This window comes from Stenotrophomonas sp. PFBMAA-4 (assembly GCF_030053215.1).
In the GTDB taxonomy this organism is placed as follows: domain Bacteria; phylum Pseudomonadota; class Gammaproteobacteria; order Xanthomonadales; family Xanthomonadaceae; genus Stenotrophomonas.
In genome coordinates this window covers 16662-36669 of the sequence record NZ_JASGBW010000041.1, presented here as the reverse complement: position 1 = coordinate 36669, position 20008 = coordinate 16662, and the positions used below count along the sequence as shown (strand labels likewise).

Here is a 20008-nt window from a genome sequence, read left to right as displayed (position 1 = left end):
GTTGGCGTTGGCCCGAGCTTTGGCTTCGGTAACCAGTCCGGCCCTGTAGAGCGATGGGAGTATATACGCCGCATGATGGAGGGCGTCGGTCCCGTCTGGATGCCCGGCGAGTCGCGGTATCAGGATTTTGCAGTAAGCTTGGGCGAGGCGTTGACAATTGCGCAGCCTCTGATCGGCCCAGGTTCCCATCAGTACTGGAAGAAGGGGCCGGCAATGTGGCTGCTGGGTACGGTTAGCCTGATCGCGCTGCCCTTGACTGCGTACATCGGACTGAATCGCTACATCAGTTATCGGTTGCAGCGGAAGCCTCGATGGCCAGTTGAGGTCTTGCAATCAGTGGGGGCCGGTCCATTCACCGATGCGGTTCTGAGGCAGCGGCTCAGCTTGGAGAAGCCGGCTGGAACTGGAAAGAAGCGACACAAGCGCTCGTCTTCCGTCTGAGCGGAGCTTGGGGTTATCGTTGATATACGGAAGCCGGTTGGCCTCCGCGACTGCACCGTGTCGAGCCCAGATGCGTCGGCGACCAAGATGGTTGGATTAGATTAGGCTTGTTGTCGAACTTCCCGCTTTTGAGAGCTTCGTGCACGTCAAGCGCGTGGTTGTTGGCCGGATGCCTTCCTGCGGGCTGCAGCCCCGACGCCAAGCGCTCGAAGGTCAAGACCATTGGCACGCGCGCGAGCGCAAGCAGGTCGATCGGTGGGAGGATGCCTGGGTGGGCCTTCGCGCCAAAGTCGAGCATCCGTTACGTGGCGAATTGGAAATGCGATGCAGGATGATTCAATTGCGCCATCTACTGCGCTGAAGCTTCCGGTGAAGAGTTACCAAGCATCCCCGCGATCCTTCACCCATGGTGGCGTGATGGATGTGTATGAGCATGGGATCTCATTTGTCGATCAGATGAGTGCCATGCGTGGGTATGCCAGCAGCTGTGGTTGGGTGGGCGTCCTCTCCTCAGCGCTTGGGTTGTATATTTCGTTTTTCGTCACTGGCGTCAGCTGGGTCACGATTCTCCAGTTTGCCCTGCTCTTTGTTTTTCTGCTGTTCGTCCAGGCCGACTGGGTGGGCTACCGTGCCGAGCCGGTCCTGTTTGATCAGCCTGCAAGAAAGGTGCATGTATTCAAGTCACTTGGACTACCCTGGTGGCAATGGGGCTGGAATGTGTTCGGTCGACCTCGTTGCGAAGTGCAGTCCTATGATTGGGATTGCGTAGGCGCGGAGATTGTCAGCTATACGATCTTTACCGGCCAGGTGCCTCGCCGGGAAGCAAGTCTGGTGCTTACGATCGCGGATCGCCCCGGTAGCCCGGTGGAAGTCCAACGCGTTGGCGTTGGCCCGAGCTTTGGCTTCGGTAACCAGTCCGGCCCTGTAGAGCGATGGGAGTATATACGCCGCATGATGGAGGGCGTCGGTCCCGTCTGGATGCCCGGTGAATCGCGGTACCAGGACTTCGGAGTAAGCCTTGGTGAAGCATTGACTATCGCGCAACCTCTTATCGGGCCAGGTTCCCGCCAGTACTGGAAGAAGGGGCCGGCAATGTGGTTGCTGGGCACGATCAGTCTGATCGCGCTGCCCTTGACCGCGTACATTCGATTGAATCGCTACATCAGTTATCGGTTGCAGCGGAAGCCGCTATGGCCGGCTGAAGTATTGCATTCAGTGGGGGCCGGTCCATTCACTGACGCCACTCTGAGAGAGCGACTCAGCCTGGAAAAGCCGGGGGCGGGTGGTACGAAGCGGCGCAGATAAGGATTTCGATGTGCCCCGCCATCCGCATTGACCGCGGGCAAGCTCGGGCATCTGCCTTGCCTGTGTCACGTTGCATCCGCATCTCGGCGCAGGACGGTCTTAAGCGTACCCGGCCAGCCAGAGATCACGGGAGCTCTGACTCCCCGCCATCTCACCTTGTGCTGACAAGAATCGCTGTGAAGAGCACCAGTGCGATGCCCGCGATCAGCGGACTGATGGCAAGCCATCGCTTGCTCCTGGACTGCCAGCCGGTAAACCGGCAAAGCTAGTGATGGATGGAGTGCGCAAGGAGCCCGATGAGTCCAGTGGACAGCGCAATGTAGAAAAGGTTTCCAAAAGAAATCGTCATTGTGCAATCGGATACGTACTGATGAGGGGCAGCAGCAGGCAAAGAACGCGTTGTCAGCTGCGCAGGAAAACAAGCGAGTAGGTGATGAAGCTCCAGCCAATCAAGCTGATCAGGCAACTGATGCTGCACACCACCGCGACCTGGAGGGCAGCCTTTCTCCTTCCGGCAATGTCTTCAGGGCTGGAGCGCAGAATGGAATAGTGCTCGCTGCTGCCGCGCGTGGAGTTGCTGGCAAGAAGGTCCGTGGGTGCCGCTACCGGGCGCTTGAACCGGGCATAGAGCATCTGTGACAAGGGTTCTGGCCAGAAGATCAGCCATAACAGTACGTTTCCCAGATACTGCGGGACAGCGAAGACGTTCCAGTTCATGGCGCGGATGCGTTCAATCATCTCCTTGCCCGCGCCACCGGCAGAGAGCGGTCCTCGCTCCAGCAAGGATGTCGTCCAGTGCGATGGATCAACCATAAAGGTCGCGGGCATCGCTTCGGGCGCTTCATCCATATAGCGCCGGATCAGCTCCCATGCCTGCTGGCAGGCTTCCCGGTCTGGAAGGGGGCCATCGACAGTAAAGCGCAGGCGCCATAGTTCAGGAGTCTCGGGATAGATCTCCATCAGGTCGAGGGCCATCATCAAGAGCGCGCCGGGCTGGGCCGAGCTGTACCCGACGCGGGCATAGGGCCTGACGTTGTTCCAGTCCAACAGGCATTGCTTGCCGTCGACAACACAGAAGACTCTCCGGGTCCTGCGGAAGAAGTACAGGTCGCTCTGCTTGCTGCCAATGCTCAGCTTGATGCACAGGAAAGCGGTTCCCAGAAGTGTCGCGGCACCAAGGCCCGCGCTCGTCGATGCGAACACACGCATTCCCATGCTTTCTGTGGGTTCAAGCGCCACCATCGCCCCCATGTAACCCAGGCCGATGGCCATGCACAGCATCACCAGAGCAGCGACCGGCATGATGGATTCCATCCGCGAAGCAGCATTGCCTTGCGACCAGACCATGGCCTCGTCATCAAGGCGCACCACGTCACGCACGGAGTAGGCCCGCGAAGTTGCATCAGGTTGTAGGGGGCCTTCAGTAAATCGGAGATCCTGTTGAGTCTGCATGCAGCGAAATTTGCTTTGAATGCGGGCTCCATCGAGGCTATGCCCGGGATAGTGCTGACGCAAGCCCATGACTATTCTGGGCATGAACATCACTGTGCTGGGGGTTGTTTCGAATGGCAGAGTCGGTCGACAGCGAGGCGGGATGAGTGCTGACCGGCGGCAACGTTCCTGTGCATGTCGCAGGGGCGCACGACACCACGTTGTTGCAGTAGGATCGTCCATGGACTGGGTTGGAGTGGTGAGGTAATGGACTACGCTGGAATCGATGCCAGGAATCTTCGTTTTGCGGTCAATCGTCCCCTCACGGTCGCTGAGGAAGATCAGCGATTGGACGTTTCGGCCTCAGTAGGAATGCCCGCACGGAGCGGGCTGTCCGTGATCAAGTTCAGCTCGACCTGCCTCGAGCTGGTGGATCGCTGGTACCCGGTGAAGGGCTTCAATGTCTGGCTCTCGGTCATGGGCGCGCTCGCGTTCGTGCCCACGTCGTCCTACCTCTTCGTGAACCTGATTCTCCTGGGTGAGCCATTCCGGGAGGACGAACGCTGGATCCTCTGGTGCTTCTGGCTCTTCATCGCGCCCGTTTCACTGTTCATTCTTGCCGGCATCGTGTGGCTCTTCAGAAGCGAGTGCTTCCGATGGACGCACTATCCGATCCGATTGGATCGCGTGAATCGCAAGGTGCACTTCTTTCGCCAGGACGGTACGGTTGCCAGTGGTGACTGGGACCGTTTGTTCTTCTTCATCGGCGAGTCAACGACCCCACCCATAGGGCGTACCCACGACATCCGCGCGCATTTTCTCTCCGATGACCGAAAGACCGTCCTGGAGACGTTCTCGCTGGGCTACGAGTACATGGGGGAGCAGTCGGATCTGCTGGGGTTGTGGGAGTTCATCCGGCTGTACATGCAGGGCGGGGACGCGGAGCTTGAGCATCTTTGCGGGGAGGTAGGTTTCTACTTGCCCATCCATGACAGGAAAGAGGGATTCGTGTTTGGCGTGGTCCGGACCTTTGCCGGCCTGGTTCGCTGGCCCTGGTTGCACGTTGTTTCCTGCTTGCCTTTCAGCTTCATTGCCTTGGGCCGATGGTTGGCGATGACGACCAGCCGCATCCCTGCGTGGCCGACCGAAGTGGAGGGCGGCGCCGGTGTCGACCGAGCAGACCCATGGGAACGTGATTGGCGTGACAATCCGCGCCTGGGTTTCCTGGACAAGGCTTGGCCGATGATCTGCACTGCGATTGGTGTCGTGATGGGCACTGCCATTGTGTCCGCGATCTGGCGGTCGACCGGCTAGCGGTGAGAGCGCTTGCGAAAGGTGGTGCATTTCTCTGGCATGAGTCAAGTAAGGTGGGCGATGAGTCAGTTTGCGGGTTGGTTATCCAGCAAGTATGTGGTTGGCAGGGCGCCCACTGCTTACGAAGAAAATGCTGATCTTGGAAATTTTGACTCGTCAGGATTTACACCGGTGGATCGCGGAATCATCCGGGTGGATGAGGCGTGCCTGGAGTACGTGGACCGCCACTTCCTATACCGGGGTTGGGCTGCAATGGGGGGCGCGGTAGGTTCTGTGCTTGCCTTGATCTTCGGTGGCGCCATTCTCAGGTCTGACCTTTCCGACGGTGCGTTGGACTACGGCCTGGTGCCATTTTATCTGGCAATCATCGCGTTTCTGGTGTTCTCGTACACGTTCCTCATTTCGAAGGATGTACTCAGACATCAGTACTATCCGTCGCTGTTCAATCGTGAAGAGGGGGTTGTGTATTTCTTTACGGGCAGGGACGATGGATACGTGAAGGTGCCCTGGGGTGATATAAAGTTCATCATTGGGAGGGATAAGCCCTTCGGTCCAGATGAGGGAATGACCTACGACTTGAAGGCGCTCATAATGGACGGTGGCAAGATTTCACACGTGTTCGCGATTGGGTCAGATTGCGGCTCAAGCCCGGCAACGGTACTGGCGCATTGGGAGATGATAAGGCGATTCATGGAGGGCGGAATCGGCGCCCTTCCGTTTCCCCCGCTTCAGTTGTACACGTCCACAATTGATTCTTTCCGCAATGCCTTCGTCATACACGTGTCGTCTGCTGGACGGGGTTTGATGTGGATAGCCCTTCCATTGACTCTCCCGTGGGCGATTTTCAGATACCTGGTTATGAAGACATGCAGGCGTCCGGTGTGGCCGGCTGCCGTGGCTCGACAGAGTCCGAATACCGATTCCAGAGTTCTGCGTGCTCCGCCCGTTTACGGTGGCGTTGATCGTTCGCATGGAAAAGATGATCTCCTGGCTTCTTACTGGATCAGCAGCATTCAGGAGGCCAGGAGCAGGGATGGGGAAGTAAAGGCTCAACTTTGCCGAGAAGGTGTTCCCTAGCAGCCCGGTACGGAGTCAGGGCCGCTTGGTATGTGAGACATTCCTGGTAGTGCAACCATGTCGGGTTACAAGCGTGCGCCCACCCAGTCTCGCGTCACGCCATTTCCTCTGTAACATGCAACCGGTTGGGGTTGGCAGGGATGAGGATATGTACACCGGATGGATGCGGGAATTTCCCATTGGTAGCGCGCTCTCCGCTGAAGAGTCGGCTTCACGCTTGAACAGGCACGAGGCCCAGGTCGCAGCGCCCGACGAACGCGCCTCATTGATCCGCTTCAACTCAACCTATATCGAACTGATCGACCGGCGCTTCAGGCTGCGTGGCATGGTGTCGACCACCGTGGTCCTGCTGGGCACCTTGGGTTTGTTCCTGCTCGGCTTCTTCCTTCTCTTCACGCTGGTGATCCCCCATCTTGAGGGCGACGCGTGGGACTGGGTGATGTACGCGATGGTGGCGGTGTGCGTGATCGGTGCGCCGACCCTGTTCTGGCACACGACACTCAAGTACGAGTTTTTCACGTACGCGTGGTATCCGACCCGATTCAATCGTCGCAACCGGATGGTCTATTTCTTCACCGGCGGCAAGGAAGGGGCCGTGGCAGTGCCTTGGGATGAGGCGGTGTTCTATATCGGACGAGGCACCAGCCAGGCGTTCCTGCGTGATCTGCGCTGCAGCATCATTGATGAGGGCGTGGTCCAGCGCACCTTCGCCGTGGGCCACTACTTCGATGACGAGCAGACGATCAGGGGACTGTGGGAATTCGTCAGGCGCTACATGCAGCAAGGGCCGGCGGACGTGGTCGACACGATCGAGGGCCGGCAGATGAACCTTTCGGTCAATCCTTCCCTGCGCAACTGCTACCTGTTCGTGGTCGCCAGCCTTGGCCCAGCCATGCTGGGCGCCCGGTTCGTGCTGATGCCGTTGCTGCTGCCCCTGGTGCTGTGCCGCTGGCTGGTCCTGCGGTCCTGCCGCATGCCGGAGTGGCCGCAATGGGTGGAGGATGCCTGCAAGGTCGATCCGAATGACCCGCTGAGACTGGCCGAGCCTGAGGTCATGGCGCAATCGCAGGCGGGTCGTCAGTCCATCTGACCGGGAGAGCCGAGCATGGCTCGACTCTACGGTCTTGGCTTACATCGCCGGGCAGGCCGGATCCTTCCCGCTCACCGCCGCGCAGATACGGCGCCGGCAGTCCACGCCCTTCAGCGAGGTCGGGCTGGGGCAGCTGCGAAGCTGTGCCTGGATGCTCGACTCGGTCGATGCGGACTTCTTGCTGGCCACGCGCTCGAATGCGGCACGCTCGTCCTCGGTGCGCTTGCGCTGATCGGCTTCAATCTGCGCAATCAGCTCGTCCATGCTCTGCGGCTGGGCATTGGCCTTCGCCTTGGCCTTCGCTTTGTCCTTGTCTTCTTCCTTGATGATGCCAAGCAGGGTGCCGAGCAGGTTCTCATCGCCCTGGCCCTTGCTGCCGGGCTGGGTTCCTGCGCGAGCGCTGCGCGCGGCCTGCGACGTGCCACGTGCGCCACCGGCCGGTGCCGCTGCAGCCGATGCAGCTGCCGGTGCAGTGGCCGCCGCATCGGTCGGTGCAGCGGCGGCATTCTCCAATGGCGTACCCGTGGCGGCGCCATCGCTGCCTGCAGGTGCATCAACAATCGTGGCGGCGCCGTCATGCGGCGCGCCGACAGGGACGTCCGGATGCCCGGTGGGTCCGCTGGACTGCGCCGGATCCGGGGTCAGCGAGTACTCGCCGGATTCGCTGTAGCCGCCGCTGCCTGAAAGGCCCCAGGCGGCCAGGCCGGCAATGGCGGCGATCGCCACGGCGACCCCCAGCCACAGGCCGATGCGGCGGTTGCCGCCAGACGGTGTGCGCGCAGCGCGCGTGGACGTGGTGGTCTGTCGACCTTCCATGTCTGCGAGAATTCGGCCCGATGTCGGTGCCTGGCCCTTTGCCTGCGCTCCCCCTGAGAGCAGACTTGGCCGATTGATTCCGCCATTATTCAAGTGCATCCAGCCCTTGGTGTGAGTCGGCAGCTGCCGAAGCGAATTTCCGCATTCTTAGTGAAAGCGGATGGGGCGTCAACCAGAGCGCATGTCAGGGAGGACCGGTGGTACCAATCGTGGTTATGGCCATTGCCGTTGTAATACTGGTGGCCGGCGTGTGCTGGGTTTTGCTGTTCCCGGAAAGCGTCGAGTCGCTGCGCGCGGTGCTGGGTGCGACGCTGGGCCGTTTCCGCCGCAGGGCGGGCCGCGTAGGGGGCCGGGTCGGTGATGGTGTGACGCGGGTGCGCAGTGGGGTTCGTGAAGAAGCGGGCGCCGCGCACAGCGCGATTCGTCGCCATTGGCCAATCATGGCGATTGCCGCAGCGGCGCTGCTGATTCCTCCAACTGTGATATTGGTCACACGAAAGACGGTGGTGCTGGAAGATTTTCGGGGCGATGATTTCGCAGAGTCGGGTTCAATGGTCGCGCAGCTGTTGCGTGGGGAGCGCCTGGCGCCGCCACCGCCACCGCCGCCGGAGGTTTTCACCACGGCAGAAGTGCGGCGGCTGCGGCCGGAAATCGTCACGGCCGACCGCAAGTGGGACCAGATCGATCCCGACCTGCAGCAGCGTGTGCTGGCCATCTACGAAGTCATGCGGCGCCAATATGGCTATGAGATGGTGCTGATTGAGGGCTATCGCAGCCCGCAGCGGCAGGCCGAGTTGATGGCGGGCGGCAAGGCGACGCGGGCAGGGGCCTGGCAGAGCTGCCATCAGTACGGGCTGGGCGTGGACAGCGCTCCCATGCGTGATGGCAAGCTGCAGTGGGATATGAACGACGCTTGGACCAAGCGCGGTTACTTCCTCTACGGCGAGCTTGCCGAGCAGGCCGGGCTGGACTGGGGTGGCAACTGGCGCAGCATCAAGGATTACGTTCACGTGGAAATGACAGGGCGCTGCCGGGCCGCACGCGCCGCCAAGCGCGAGGAGCTTTCACGCCAAGGGTGATAACGCTTCTGTGATACTGGTATCGTTGCGGGGATGATCCAGGTCGCCGCGTCCGTGGCGATGGAAGGCTGGATTACATGGAATCAAGGAGTGTGATGGATGGCACGACCGTTTATCGTCGTCGGGGACAAGCTCAGCCACGGCGGCAGCGTGGTCGCTGGCACCGGCCAGACCGACATCAATGGAAAGGCCGTGGCGCGTGTGGGTGACCGCGCCGCGTGTGCCATGCACGGTTCAACGACCATCGTCAGCGGCGATGCCACTGTCATCATCGACGGACAACCGGTAGCGCGCGACGGCGACCGCACGGCGTGTGGGGCGACGCTGGTCGCTTCGCAGGCCGTGACGGGCCTGCGCTGAGCGGCGGTTGAGGGAGCATCGCATGGAGCACGGCAACTGATGGCAGGATGGCTGGGCAGGGCGGCGTCGGTGGTGATGGTCTTCATCGCCACCTGGGGCGCGACGATCCTCTATTGGCGCAACAGCGGCACGGTGCCTACGGGCATGCAGATGCTGGCCTACCTCGGGCTGCTGCCGGTGGGCCTGAGCGGTGCAGGCTTCATGGTGCGCGGTGCGCTGCGGCGTGGTGTCGACAGTGCGCTTGAAGCGCCGGCCGCCACGGATGCGACGACCCCGCAGGGTGATGCAGTGAAGGAGCCCGGCGTAGCGGTGCCGGCGTCGGTGGCTCTGCTGGCCGGCAGCCTGAAGCTGGGCATCGACCTGGAACCGCAGGCACTGCTGGAGGTGGCCGCCGCGCCCCCCCGGCCGTCGCTGGACGGGCGTTTCCGCGACAACCACAACCTGCCTGTGCGGATGAGCGCAGCGCCCGACCTGGACGAGCTGGAAGTGCTGCAGGTGCGGCAGGATGGCATCGACACGGCTGCCCACGAGCGCCGCGCGATGACCCTGCTGCAGCCGGTGCTGGAGCAGCTGCTGGAAGCAGTCTACGCAGCGCTGCCGGAGATCGTCGCATCCGAGGAAGTGGTGGTGGCCGGCCTGCGCCGCCGCGACGAACAGCGCGTGGAGAACGTGCTGACGATCGAACTGCTGGTGCCGGGCCGCTGGTCCGATGCGCTGCGGCCGTGGGTGCAGGAGTGGCTGCTTGGGCAGGCGCGCAAGGCCGGTATCGACGCGCGGCGGTTCGATGTGCGCGTCACGACGCTGGACGCGGCGCGCGAGGTCTGGCCGCACGCGCAGCGGGTGATCGATGCCCTTTCTGCGTCCCCCGTGCCGCGTTGGCACCTTCTGCTGGCGGCGTCGTCATGCATCGATCCCGATATCGTTTCGTCCTGGCAGTCCGCGGGTGTACTCGCTACGGCGCGGAATCCCGACGGCCGCGTACCCGGCGAGGGTGCAGCCGGCGTTCTGCTGGCGACCCTGGCCCAGGGGCGTGAGGGCGATGGGCGCCTGTGGCGGCCGCAGCTGGTGCGCGCCGAGCAGATCGAAGGGCAGCGCCCGGCGGAACAGCGCCGCCAGCTTGCCGCCCTGGCGACGCAGTGGCAGTCCGGCCTCAGTGCGGGCCGCGCACCGGTGCAGTTCGTGCTGCATGATGCCGACCACCGTGGCGATCTGATGGTGGATGCGGCAGCGATCACCGCTTCGCTGTCGCCCGACCTGGATTTCAGCCCGCAGAGCCTGGCCGTGGCGGTCAGTGCCGGTGAGCTTGGCCCCGCCCTGCCGCTGGCGCAGTTGGCGCTGGCCCATGCGCAGCTTCAACGCAATGCCGAGCCCGTGCTGCTGCTGGGCGTGGCCGACAACCAGCAGCGCCTGTTCGGCGCGGTTGATCCTCTTTCTTCCCCCATGCCTGCGGCCGATGCGTCGCTGGCTTCCTGACCCCTGGACCCCTGCATGAGTTTGAGCAATTTCAGCTACTACCTGCGTGACTACCGCCTCTGGCTGGTGGTCGGCCTGGTTGGTGCCGCGGCGCTGGCGCACTACGGCGAGGCCGAAGCCCGGCAGATCGGGATCTGGGTGGCGATCGTGCTGGCAGGCCTGCTGGTGCTGGCGCTGCTGGTGTGGATCATCAAGCGGATCCTGGCCCGCCGCGCTGCCAAGCGCGTGGAGGCGATGGTCAAGGACGAGGCGGACAAGGCGGTGGCCGGTGCGCAACCCGCGCAGCGTGCCGACACCGAGGCCCTGCGCACGCGCATGATGGACGCGGTCAAGCAGATCAAGTCCTCGCGGATGGGCGTGCTGAAGGGGAGCGCGGCGCTGTACGAGCTGCCCTGGTACGTGATCATCGGCAACCCTGCGGCGGGCAAGAGCACGGCGATCCTCAATTCCGGCCTGCAGTTCCCGTTCGAGGACAACCGCGGCAACGTGGTGCAGGGCATCGGTGGCACGCGCAACTGCGACTGGTACTTCACCACCAACGGCATCGTGCTGGATACCGCCGGCCGTTACTCGGTCAGCGTTGAAGACCGCATGGAATGGCTGACCTTCCTGGGCCTGCTGAAGAAGAACCGTCCGCGCGCGCCCATCAACGGCGTAATCATCGCCGCCAGCCTGGCCGAGCTGTCCGGCAGCAAGCCGGAGTTCGCCATCGAACTGGCCAAGAACCTGCGCCAGCGCGTGCAGGAAATCACCGAGCGGCTGGAAGTGTTCGCGCCGGTGTATGTGCTGTTCACCAAGGCCGACCTGGTGGCCGGCTTCAGCGAGTTCTTCCATAACCTGGATCCGGCCGAGCGCGAGCACGTGTGGGGCGCGACGCTGCCCTTCGACGTGCAGCAGCAGGGCGACGCGCTGAATGCGTTCGACAGCCATTTCGATGAGCTGGCCGAAGGCATCAAGGAAATGAGCCTGACCCACATGGCGATGCAGCGCGGCCGCGACGTCTCGCCGGGCCTGCTGTCGCTGCCGTTGGAGTTCGTGGGCATCAAGCCGGCGCTGCGCACCTTCATCGCCACCCTGTTCGAAGACAACCCCTACCAGTTCAAGCCGGTGTTCCGTGGCTTCTACTTCTCCAGCGCGCTGCAGGAGGGCCGTTCGGTGCACCATGCATCCGAGCGCGTCGGCCGCCAGTTCGCGCTGCAGCGCGGCTCGAACGTGGACGAAGCACCTACCGGGCACACCGCGTTCTTCCTCAAGGATCTGTTCCGCAAGGTCATCTTTGCCGACAAGGAACTGGTCCGGCAGTATTCGAGCCCACACCAGAACCGCCTGCGCTATGGCGTGTTCCTCGGTGCCGTGGGCGTGCTGGCGCTGGCGCTGGGCCTGTGGACCTGGTCCTACACCACCAATGCGCAGCTGGTGGCCAACGCCACCAAGGATCTGGACCAGGCCGTGCGCGTGCAGAAGGACCGCATGGACCTGAAGTCACGCATCGATGCGCTGCTGCTGCTGCAGGACCGCATGGAGCAGCTGGACCGCTACGGCAAGGAGGGCGGCATCACCACCCACCTGGGCCTGTACCAGGGCACGGCCATCCGCGAAAAGCTGCTGCGTGAATACAACCACGGCATGCAGCAGGTGATGCTGGCGCCGACCGTCGCCAACCTGGAGAACTACCTGGGCCAGGTGGTCGCCGAGCGCGACAAGCTGGGGCAGGGCACGGGTGCCGCCGCCGACAGCGAGGTGCTCTACCAGAACGCATCGCCGACCAGCACCAACGACGCCTACAACGCGCTCAAGACCTACCTGATGCTGGGTAACCCGAAGTATGTGGAAGGCGCCCACCTGTCGCAGCAACTGACCCTGTTCTGGCGCACCTGGCTGGAAGCCAACCGTGGGCAGATGAGCCGCGAAGAGATGGTGCGTGCTGCCGAGAAGCTGATGACCTTCTACGTGGCGCAGTCGGGCAAGCCCAGCTGGCCGCAGGTGCAGAACAAGGTCACGCTGGTGTCCGATACCCGCCAGGCGCTGGGCCAGGTGATGAAGGGCCAGCCGGCGATGGAGCGCGTGTATGCGCAGATCAAGGCGCGCGCCGGTGCCCGTTTCGGCACCACCACCGTCGACAACCTGATCGGCGTGGAGCGCAACGGCCGCCTGATCAATGGCAGCTACGCCATTTCCGGCGCGTTCTCCCGCAAGGCATGGGAAGACTATGTGCAGGACGCGATCAAGGAAGCGGCCAACACGCAGCTGAGCACCACCGACTGGGTGCTGGGCACCACCGAGCAGAGCGATCTTTCGCTGGCGGGCAGTCCGGAGCATGTGTCGCGCGAGCTGGTCAACCTGTACAAGAACGACTACGCACGCGAGTGGAGCAAGTTCGTGCAGGGCCTCAGCGTGGCTGAATTCAGCACCTTCGACGAGGCCGTGGCGCGCGTCAACAAGCTGGGTGATGCGACCAATTCGCCGCTGCGCATCCTGCTGGAGCGCATCAACGAGGAGACGGTGTGGGACAACCCGGCGGCACTGGCGCGTTCGACCAAGGCACGCAAGGGCTTCGTGGCGTGGTTCCAGCGCACCGTGCTGCGCAAGGATCCGGCCGCGACCGCCGCAGCGCAGCCGGTCGGCCCGATCGGCAAGGCGTTCGAGGGCATCGCGCGGCTGACCAGCGAGCGCGGTGACCAGCCGGCCATCATGACCGCCTACTTCGAAACGCTGGCCAAGCTGCGCGCCCGCCTCAATGCCATCAAGAGCCAGGGCGAGATCGGCGTGGGCACCCGCAAGCTGATGCAGGACACCTTCAGCAACGAAGGGTCCGAGTTGAGCGTGGGCCTGGCCCTGGTCGACGAGCAGGTGCTGACCGGCCTGGACGAGAAGCAGCGCGCCGCCCTGCGGCCGCTGTTGCTGCGCCCGCTCACCCAGACCTTCAGCGCGCTCATCACGCCAACCGAGGATGAGGTGAACAAGACCTGGAAGGCCCAGGTGTACGACCCGTTCAAGGCGCGCATCGGCCAGCAGTATCCGTTCAACCTGAACTCCGACGTCGATGCCGCTCCGAGCGACGTGGCCGCAGTGTTCGGCGCCAGTGGCAGCATCGCGGCGTTCAACAAGGAAGCCCTGGGTTCGTTGGTGATCCAGCGCGGGCCGCTGCTGGAGACCCGGCGCTGGGCAGGGCAGGGCGTGAACCTGTCGGCCGACCTGGTCGCCAACTACGGCAACTGGGTCAGCGGCGCGGCAGCGGGTGCGGCACAGGACACCACGGTGTTCGAGATCCTGCCTGCGCCTGCAGCCGGTGCGCTGGAGTACACCATCGAGATCGATGGCCAGGTGCTGCGCTATCGCAATACGCCGCCGCAGTGGACGACCATGCAGTACCCGAACGTCGGCCAGGTGCCGGGCGTGAAGATCACCGCGGTGACTGGCGATGGCAGGACGGTGGAAGTGTTCAGCGCGCCGGGTTCGAACGGCGTCAACCGCTTGATGGGTGCTGGCCAGGTCGAGCGTCTGGATGATTCCAGCCGCATTACCTGGACGGGCAATGGCGTGTCGGTGCCGGTGGAGATGCGCATCGTGCGTCGTGCCGGTGAAGCCGCCGAGGGTGGTGGCGACTGGCAGCGCGGACTGCAGCTGCCCGAACGCGTCGCCGGTGGCGAACCCGCTGCACAGGCGGCCCCCACTGCGGCACCGGCGGCGACGCCGACGCCGGCTCCGGCCGCAGGAGGCGCGCAATGAGCCGGGTGGTCAGTGCAGGCGTGTCCTATTTCGGCAAGGTGCCCTCGCGCGGCGATTTCGTCCGCGCGGCCGACAACCACCAACTGCTCGGCTGGCTCGACCGCTGGGCCGGGGAAAGCCTGGAGCTGCTGAGCCAGAGCCCGGACTGGAAGCAGCGCTACGACGAAGCGCCCGAGATCCACTATGCCTTCCTCGGCTCGCGCAGCAAGATGGTGCTGTGCGGCCACTTCCTGCCCAGCCGCGACGCGTCCGAGCGACGCTTCCCGCTGTTGTCGGCACTGCGCCTGGACGCGCCGGAACCGCTGCCCTTCATTGGCCGCAGCCCGCTGGCGATGTCCAACGCCTGGTCGGGCCTGGCCCGCCTTGCACGCCAGGCCTGCCAGGACAGCGATGCCGCACAGGCGCTGGCGCAGCTGGCTGATGCGCGTTTCAGCATCAGCACCGATCCCAGTGACTACAACGGCAGCTTCCAGGATTTCCTGGAAAGCACCACGGTCGCCGACCTCGAACAGCGGCTGCGCGATTCCGGCCACGGTGACGTGGCACTGCGGCAGGTGCTGCCGGCATTGGGGCTGCTGCTGCAGCCGGTGCTGAGCGGGGGCGACGTCAACATCGACAAGGCGCTGGTGTTCCCGCTGGTGCGCGACCCGGCCTATCGCCCGCTGGTGGCGGCCTTCTGGCTCGACCTGCTGTCCAGCTTCGTCGCCCGCGGCGACTTTGAACTGGCCGTGCTGATCCGCAACGACGCCGCGCCCAGCATGATCGTCGGCTTCAACGGCGCCGATCGCCAGGTGCTGCGCGCGGTGCTGGACCCGGCAGAGGCCGGCGATTTCCTGATCCGCACCCAGCATTCGGAATGGGTCGACGACTACATGCGTGGCGACTACAACCTCAATCGCTTTGGCAGCTTCCTTGACCGTGACGACCTGGCCCTGGCCACCGCACGCAAGCTGTTCGGCGAGACTTTCCTGGGAACCTGATGATGCGCGTGTGCAACCCTCTCCACTTCATGCTGCCGCTTCTGCTGGCAGCTGCACCGCTGGCCGCGCAGAACACCGCCGCGGGCGCGCCTGCGGCAACCGAGCGGCCGGTGGTCATCGAAGGTGTGGTGCCTGACCAGGCAACCAAGGCCAAGCTGTTGAACAACCTGCGTGCGGTGTACGGCGCCGACCGCGTGGTCGACCGGATCCAGGTGGAGACGATCGCAACCCCGCCGAACTGGGGCGACTACGTTTCGGGCATGATCAACCCGGGCCTGAAGCGTGTCTCGCCCGGCAAGCTGGAAGTCAACGGGCAGTCGGTGCGCATCACCGGCGAGGTCGGCAACGAGGCGCTGCGCCAGCAGGTCGCCAGCGACCTCAGCCTGGCCAGCAATACCAGCTACACGGTGACGAACGCCCTCAAGGTGGGCTCCCAGCAGAACGTGCTGGACCAGACGCTGGCCAACCGCATCATCGAGTTCCAGAGTGGCAGTGCCCGCCTGACCCCGTTCGGCATGGGCATCCTGGACGAAATGGTGGCCAAGATGGCGCAGATGCCGGACAGCCGGTTCCTCATCATCGGCCACACCGACAACGTGGGCCAGCGCGAATCGAACCTGGCGCTGAGCCACGGGCGCGCGCTTGCGGTGAAGAACTACATGATGGCCAAGGGCATCCCGGGCAGCCACATGGACGTGCTGGGCAAGGGACCGGACGAGCCGGTGGCCGACAACACCAGCAACGACGGCCGTGCCCGCAACCGTCGTATCGAATTCAAGATCCAGTAAACACAGAAGGATCGGGTATCACCCGATCCTTCCGTTGCGGCGGTGCCCGGAGTAGAGGTCAATCCTCCGGGTTCACATCCAGCATCTCTTCCATCTGCTCCAGCGTGCTGTGGTCCTTGATGACCCGCTTGAGCCAGACGTGCAGTGGCATTTCGCCCCAGCGTGCAGCTTTTTCGGCCAGATAGGCGACCGGGCTGTGCGGTTCGGTCCGGCGGAAGAACTCGGCCACCTGCCGCAGCTGCTGCAGCGCCTCCTTGCGTGAGGCCGGAGCGCCGGCCGGGCCGCGGCTCGGTGCGACGGGAGCCGTGTCGAAGGACGGGCCATCATCGGCAAATGCGGTCTCGCTGAACGCGTCGTCTGCCGGCAGCGTTTCGCCATCGAGCAGGACGCCGGCCTCGCGCGCGAAGCGCAGTACGGTGCGCTGCAGGTGCTCCAGCTGTTCGCGGACGGCGCTGAAGCTGGGGCCATCCAGCCCGAGCCGGTTGTCGACGGCAGCCTGCAGCTCGGCCAGGGCCTGGCTGCAGTCCGGCAGGTCATCGGCCATCTGCCGATAGAAACTGTGCTGGGTATCGCGGCGCGCCGCATTGAGGATGTCCAGCCCCGGGCGACCGTCCTCGTCCTCGTCACTGTTGGCGCGGGCGTGGGCGTGTTCAAAATCGGCCAGGCTGAAGCGGCCCTGCGGTGCCGCAATGATCGGGACGGCGCGCAGCCACTGCAGGGAATTGGTCAGCAGCCAGCTCAGGTTGCCGATGCGTTCTTCGAAATCGCCGTCCGGCGCCTGCGGGTGCACGTCGTCCCAGAAGCGGTCGCAAAGGCCGGCAGTGACCCGGTAGCCGGCCGCCAGGCCCTGGAAGCCTTCCAGCTGGGTGGCTGACTCGCTCAGCCAGCCTGCCAGCCGCAGGTCCTTGGTTCGCGTCTGCAGCAGGTCGCTGGCGTCGCGCAGGACGCTGCTCCAGTCGGCGTATTTGATGTCGGTCTGCCACGCGCCCTGATCCAGGGTCGGGTCGTCGGCACGACGGTTTTCGATGATCCGGTCAAACTCGGCGGAGAACGACAGGTCTTCACCGGTCGGGACGTTGTCAGAAATCGGGGCCAGCAGGGCTTCCTGATCCAGCATGGCAGGTCTCGTTGAGGACTGGGATCGATTCTAGCCCGCGCGTGTGAACAGCGCGCTGGTGTCCGCTGAAACGACAGCGCCCTTGAGTGCCCGTGCCGTCAATTATGTGACGAAACCCCCAGTTTCGCGGAGGTCATCCCGCCGTGATATTGACGCTCCTATCGATCTGCTAGCATCGCCGGCTGGAAACCGACGTTGGTTGACGTCTTTAACTCTGGAATTGGCATGGATCAGCTGAAGTACGTGATGACGCCAGTCGCCGGGCTTGGTGATGCGCAGCGTCTGTATCGACTGGAGCATGAGGCGCTGGCCGCCTGCACGGTCGAACGCTGGCGGGGGCGCGATTCGCTCTGCGAGCACGCCTGGACGGAGGTGACCCTGGTGGGCACCGATGCGGGCATCGATCTGGCGGCATTGCCAGGCACCCGCGCCACCCTGGTGACCCGCTGCGCCGATGGTGGTGAATGGCGACGCAGCGGGCTGGTTGCGGACGCGTCCTGCCTGGGCAGCGATGGCGGCCTGGCTCGTTTTCACCTGCAGCTGGTGTCGTGGACCTGGTGGTTGCAGTACGCGCGGCACAGCCGCGTGTTCCAGGAGCAGGGCATCCGCGAGATCGTCGATGCGGTGCTCGGCGGCCACGCCACGGTCGCCCGCTGGCGGTGGGCCGAGGGCATGGACGCATTCCTCGGACAGCGCGTGCGCAGCTACTGCGTGCAGTACCGCGAGAGCGACCTGGATTTCCTGCAGCGCCTGCTGGCCGAAGAAGGTCTTGGCTGGCGGCTGTACGCGGATGACGAAGCGCCGTGTGGCAATGGCATGGAGATCTTCGCCGACAGCGTCGACCTGCCGGAAGATGCGGCCAGTTCGGGTGCCGGTGTGCGTTTCCACCGCAGTGATGCGACCGAATCCAGCGACAGCGTGCAGGCCATCGGCCTGCATCGTCGCCTTGGCAGCACCGTCGTCAACCTGCAGAGCGACGACTACCGCCAGGTCCGAGCGCTGGCCGGTCAGGCGCCGACGGACGGTGGCGGCAGCCAGTCGACGCGCGAGGATTTCGATGCGGTCGGTGCCTATGCCTTCAGCGATGCGGCTTCGGCCTCGCGGCAGGCCCGATTGCAGGCCCAGGCCCGTGAAGCCCACAGCCGCAGCTGGCAGGGGCGCGGCACGGTCCGTGGACTGCACTCCGGGTGCTGGCTGCGCCTGCAGCAGGCGCCGGGCGCCACCCCGCCCGAGCTCCTGCTCGTCGCGGTGGACCATGCAGGCATCAACAACCTGCCGACCGATCTGCGGCGCAGCCTGGAGGACGCGCTTGGCGTTGCACCGGGCGATGCGCAGGATGCACCGCTGTGGGCACAGGCCGAAGCAGTGGGTTATGGCAACACGTTCCAGGCCGTGGAGCGCACCACGCCGTGGCGTCCGCAGCTGATCGACGGCACCGGAGCGCGCCTGAATCCGCGCCCCACGGTGCCGGGTTACCAGACTGCGGTGGTGGTGGCCGGCCAGGGCGCGGGCAGCCGCGACCTGCATGCCGACAGCCACGGCCGCGTACGCGTTCGCTTCCACTTCCAGCAGGCGCAGGGCGCCGGCGTGCAGGACAGCGCATGGTTGCGCGTCGCGCAGCGCTATGCGGGCCCGGGCGTGGGCAGCCAGTTCCTGCCGCGCATCGGCCAGGAAGTGCTGGTCGGCTTCCTGGATGGCGACATTGATCGTCCGCTGGTGCTCGGGGCGCTGTACAACGGGCGCGGCGAAGCGGGCGTGGCGCCGACGCCTGCAGGTGCCAATGGCGAAGGCGACCTGTCCGCCTACGGGCAGGCCGCCGATGCACGCAACAGTGCGCAGGCCAACCTCAGTGGTGGCCAGGCGCCGGCGTGGCATGCCGCGGGTGCCGGTGACCAGGCGCATCGCCACGGCGGCGCCCTCTGGGGTATCCGTTCGCGCGAGTGGGACGGCGGCGAAGGCAGCAACCACCTGCTGTTCGATGATTCCAACCAGCAGCTGCGGGCCCAGCTGGCCAGCAGCCAGCAAGTTTCGCAGCTGACGCTCGGCCATCTGCGGCACCAGGCCGACAACTACGTTGGCAGCCTGCGCGGCACGGGTTTCGAACTGCGCAGCGATGCGTGGGGTGCGGTGCGTGGTACTGCCGGGGCGTGGTTCACTGCCTATGGCCATGGCGGCCTCACCCCCGCTGGTGAGGCCGTGCAGCCGTCGGCGCTGCTGACGCAGCTGCAGACGCTGGGTGAGCGCTTTACCCAGGCGGCACGCACGCATCTGACCAGCCCACTGGCGTTGCAGGAAGGGGCAGGTTCGGCGAAGCGCTCGACGCTCATTACCGACCAGTCTCCGCTGCCGGGTCTGCTGGCAAGCGTGCGAACGACAATGACCGGCGAAGCCTTCGATCCCGCTGCTGAGGAAGCACCACGCCGCGAGGCCGCTCCCGGAGAATCGCGTGTTCCGCATAGTGGCGACCCGCTGCTGGGCCTGGCCGCGCCCGATGGCGTCGTCCAGCTGGCCGGGCAGTCGATGCACTGGTCCACGGGTGAGGGGCTGCTGTTGTCCAGTGGCGGCCACAGCGACGTGGTCGTGATGGAGAAGGCGCGCCTGCATGCATCCCAAGCAGTAGGCATGCTGGCTGCGGCGAGCAGCGGCGCAGCAGTCAATACTGCGATGACGATCGCCAGTGGTGAAGGCGAACTGGATGTACAGGCACAGGGTGATGCCGTCCGCGTACAGGCGCGGCAAGCGCTGCGCGGTGCCAGCGCTCAGGGAGTGGTGGAGCTGGAGGCTGGCAAGGTCCTGCACGTCGCCACAAGTGGCGGAGCTAGTATTACTGTGGCGGGCGGCAACATCACCTTCAACTGTCCTGGCGTGATCACGGTCCATGCTGCCACCAAGTCGTTCCTGGGGCCGGCACAGTTCAAGACCGAGCTGCCGAACTGGAGCCAGAGCGAAACCTCAAGCTGGCGTCTTACCGGCTTTTCGGGATAGGCCAGCGCGCTATCTGCAACAGA

Annotated in this window: 15 protein-coding genes; 12 read left to right on the top strand and 3 right to left on the bottom strand. The window is 64.4% G+C overall.

Features of this window, described 5'->3' with window-relative positions:
• Window positions 1-441: hypothetical protein (locus tag QMZ26_RS19440; protein ID WP_283222414.1), on the top strand; the 441-nt coding region annotated here is incomplete at its 5' end.
• A 324-nt stretch (window positions 442-765) separates the two neighbouring features.
• Window positions 766-1746 carry a DUF6708 domain-containing protein gene (locus QMZ26_RS19435; RefSeq protein ID WP_283222413.1) on the top strand — a complete coding sequence of 327 codons (981 nt, stop codon included), beginning with the start codon at window positions 766-768 and terminating at the stop codon, window positions 1744-1746.
• A gap of 402 nt (window positions 1747-2148) precedes the next feature.
• Here QMZ26_RS19435 and QMZ26_RS19430 read toward each other — a convergent pair whose 3' ends face one another.
• Entirely contained in the window at window positions 2149-3198 is a 1050-nt protein-coding gene (locus tag QMZ26_RS19430) for a hypothetical protein (protein WP_283222412.1), read from the bottom strand.
• A 375-nt stretch (window positions 3199-3573) separates the two neighbouring features.
• On the opposite strand from QMZ26_RS19430, the gene QMZ26_RS19425 reads away from it, so the two are divergent.
• The 3 genes from QMZ26_RS19425 (at window position 3574) to QMZ26_RS19415 (ending at window position 6658) form a co-directional block, all read left to right on the top strand.
• Window positions 3574-4491: a DUF6708 domain-containing protein gene (locus QMZ26_RS19425; RefSeq protein ID WP_283222411.1), complete on the top strand. Its 918-nt coding sequence runs from the start codon at window positions 3574-3576 to the stop codon at window positions 4489-4491.
• Window positions 4492-4551: 60 nt separating this feature from the next.
• Window positions 4552-5568 (top strand): DUF6708 domain-containing protein, encoded by a 1017-nt coding sequence (locus QMZ26_RS19420; RefSeq protein WP_283222410.1) that lies wholly within the window; start codon window positions 4552-4554, stop codon window positions 5566-5568.
• A 148-nt stretch (window positions 5569-5716) separates the two neighbouring features.
• Entirely contained in the window at window positions 5717-6658 is a 942-nt protein-coding gene (locus QMZ26_RS19415) for a DUF6708 domain-containing protein (RefSeq protein ID WP_283222409.1), read from the top strand.
• 39 nt (window positions 6659-6697) lie between these two features.
• Here QMZ26_RS19415 and QMZ26_RS19410 read toward each other — a convergent pair whose 3' ends face one another.
• Window positions 6698-7474, bottom strand: coding sequence for a hypothetical protein (locus tag QMZ26_RS19410; RefSeq protein ID WP_283222408.1), 777 nt, complete (start codon window positions 7472-7474; stop codon window positions 6698-6700).
• A 215-nt stretch (window positions 7475-7689) separates the two neighbouring features.
• Here QMZ26_RS19410 and QMZ26_RS19405 point away from each other — a divergent pair, with 215 nt between their 5' ends.
• From QMZ26_RS19405 to QMZ26_RS19380, 6 genes are all read left to right on the top strand, one after another.
• A complete protein-coding gene (locus QMZ26_RS19405) occupies window positions 7690-8553 on the top strand; it encodes a M15 family metallopeptidase (protein ID WP_283222407.1) in 864 nt (287 codons plus the stop codon).
• Between the two features lie 99 nt (window positions 8554-8652).
• On the top strand, window positions 8653-8913 hold the full coding sequence (locus tag QMZ26_RS19400) for a PAAR domain-containing protein (protein WP_079222202.1): 261 nt from the start codon (window positions 8653-8655) through the stop codon (window positions 8911-8913).
• Window positions 8914-8952: 39 nt separating this feature from the next.
• On the top strand, window positions 8953-10386 hold the full coding sequence (locus QMZ26_RS19395; RefSeq protein WP_283222406.1) for a hypothetical protein: 1434 nt from the start codon (window positions 8953-8955) through the stop codon (window positions 10384-10386).
• A 15-nt stretch (window positions 10387-10401) separates the two neighbouring features.
• Complete coding sequence (gene tssM / locus QMZ26_RS19390; protein WP_283222405.1) at window positions 10402-14115, top strand: type VI secretion system membrane subunit TssM; 3714 nt, start codon at window positions 10402-10404, stop codon at window positions 14113-14115.
• Window positions 14112-15095, top strand: coding sequence for a type VI secretion system-associated protein TagF (gene tagF, locus QMZ26_RS19385; protein WP_079222199.1), 984 nt, complete (start codon window positions 14112-14114; stop codon window positions 15093-15095). The genes tssM and tagF overlap by 4 nt, the downstream gene beginning before the upstream one ends.
• A gap of 2 nt (window positions 15096-15097) precedes the next feature.
• A complete protein-coding gene (locus QMZ26_RS19380) occupies window positions 15098-15883 on the top strand; it encodes an OmpA family protein (RefSeq protein ID WP_234458371.1) in 786 nt (261 codons plus the stop codon).
• 58 nt (window positions 15884-15941) lie between these two features.
• On the opposite strand, the gene tssA is transcribed toward QMZ26_RS19380, so the two are convergent.
• On the bottom strand, window positions 15942-17000 hold the full coding sequence (tssA, locus tag QMZ26_RS19375; RefSeq protein WP_283222404.1) for a type VI secretion system protein TssA: 1059 nt from the start codon (window positions 16998-17000) through the stop codon (window positions 15942-15944).
• A gap of 225 nt (window positions 17001-17225) precedes the next feature.
• Here tssA and QMZ26_RS19370 point away from each other — a divergent pair, with 225 nt between their 5' ends.
• A complete protein-coding gene (locus QMZ26_RS19370; RefSeq protein ID WP_283222403.1) occupies window positions 17226-19985 on the top strand; it encodes a type VI secretion system Vgr family protein in 2760 nt (919 codons plus the stop codon).
• The last annotated feature ends 23 nt before the right edge of the window (window positions 19986-20008 follow it).

Bases quoted from the DNA above. Each gene is read 5' to 3' on its own strand.
- QMZ26_RS19435 (WP_283222413.1), top strand. From the start codon at position 766: ATGCAGGATGATTCAATTGCGCCATCTACTGCGCTGAAGCTTCCGGTG.
- QMZ26_RS19430 (WP_283222412.1), bottom strand. From the start codon at position 3,198: ATGCAGACTCAACAGGATCTCCGATTTACTGAAGGCCCCCTACAACCT.
- QMZ26_RS19420 (WP_283222410.1), top strand. From the start codon at position 4,552: ATGAGTCAGTTTGCGGGTTGGTTATCCAGCAAGTATGTGGTTGGCAGG.
- QMZ26_RS19415 (WP_283222409.1), top strand. From the start codon at position 5,717: ATGTACACCGGATGGATGCGGGAATTTCCCATTGGTAGCGCGCTCTCC.
- QMZ26_RS19410 (WP_283222408.1), bottom strand. From the start codon at position 7,474: ATGGAAGGTCGACAGACCACCACGTCCACGCGCGCTGCGCGCACACCG.
- QMZ26_RS19405 (WP_283222407.1), top strand. From the start codon at position 7,690: ATGGCCATTGCCGTTGTAATACTGGTGGCCGGCGTGTGCTGGGTTTTG.
- QMZ26_RS19400 (WP_079222202.1), top strand. From the start codon at position 8,653: ATGGCACGACCGTTTATCGTCGTCGGGGACAAGCTCAGCCACGGCGGC.
- QMZ26_RS19395 (WP_283222406.1), top strand. From the start codon at position 8,953: ATGGCAGGATGGCTGGGCAGGGCGGCGTCGGTGGTGATGGTCTTCATC.
- tssM (WP_283222405.1), top strand. From the start codon at position 10,402: ATGAGTTTGAGCAATTTCAGCTACTACCTGCGTGACTACCGCCTCTGG.
- tagF (WP_079222199.1), top strand. From the start codon at position 14,112: ATGAGCCGGGTGGTCAGTGCAGGCGTGTCCTATTTCGGCAAGGTGCCC.
- QMZ26_RS19380 (WP_234458371.1), top strand. From the start codon at position 15,098: ATGCGCGTGTGCAACCCTCTCCACTTCATGCTGCCGCTTCTGCTGGCA.
- tssA (WP_283222404.1), bottom strand. From the start codon at position 17,000: ATGCTGGATCAGGAAGCCCTGCTGGCCCCGATTTCTGACAACGTCCCG.
- QMZ26_RS19370 (WP_283222403.1), top strand. From the start codon at position 17,226: ATGGATCAGCTGAAGTACGTGATGACGCCAGTCGCCGGGCTTGGTGAT.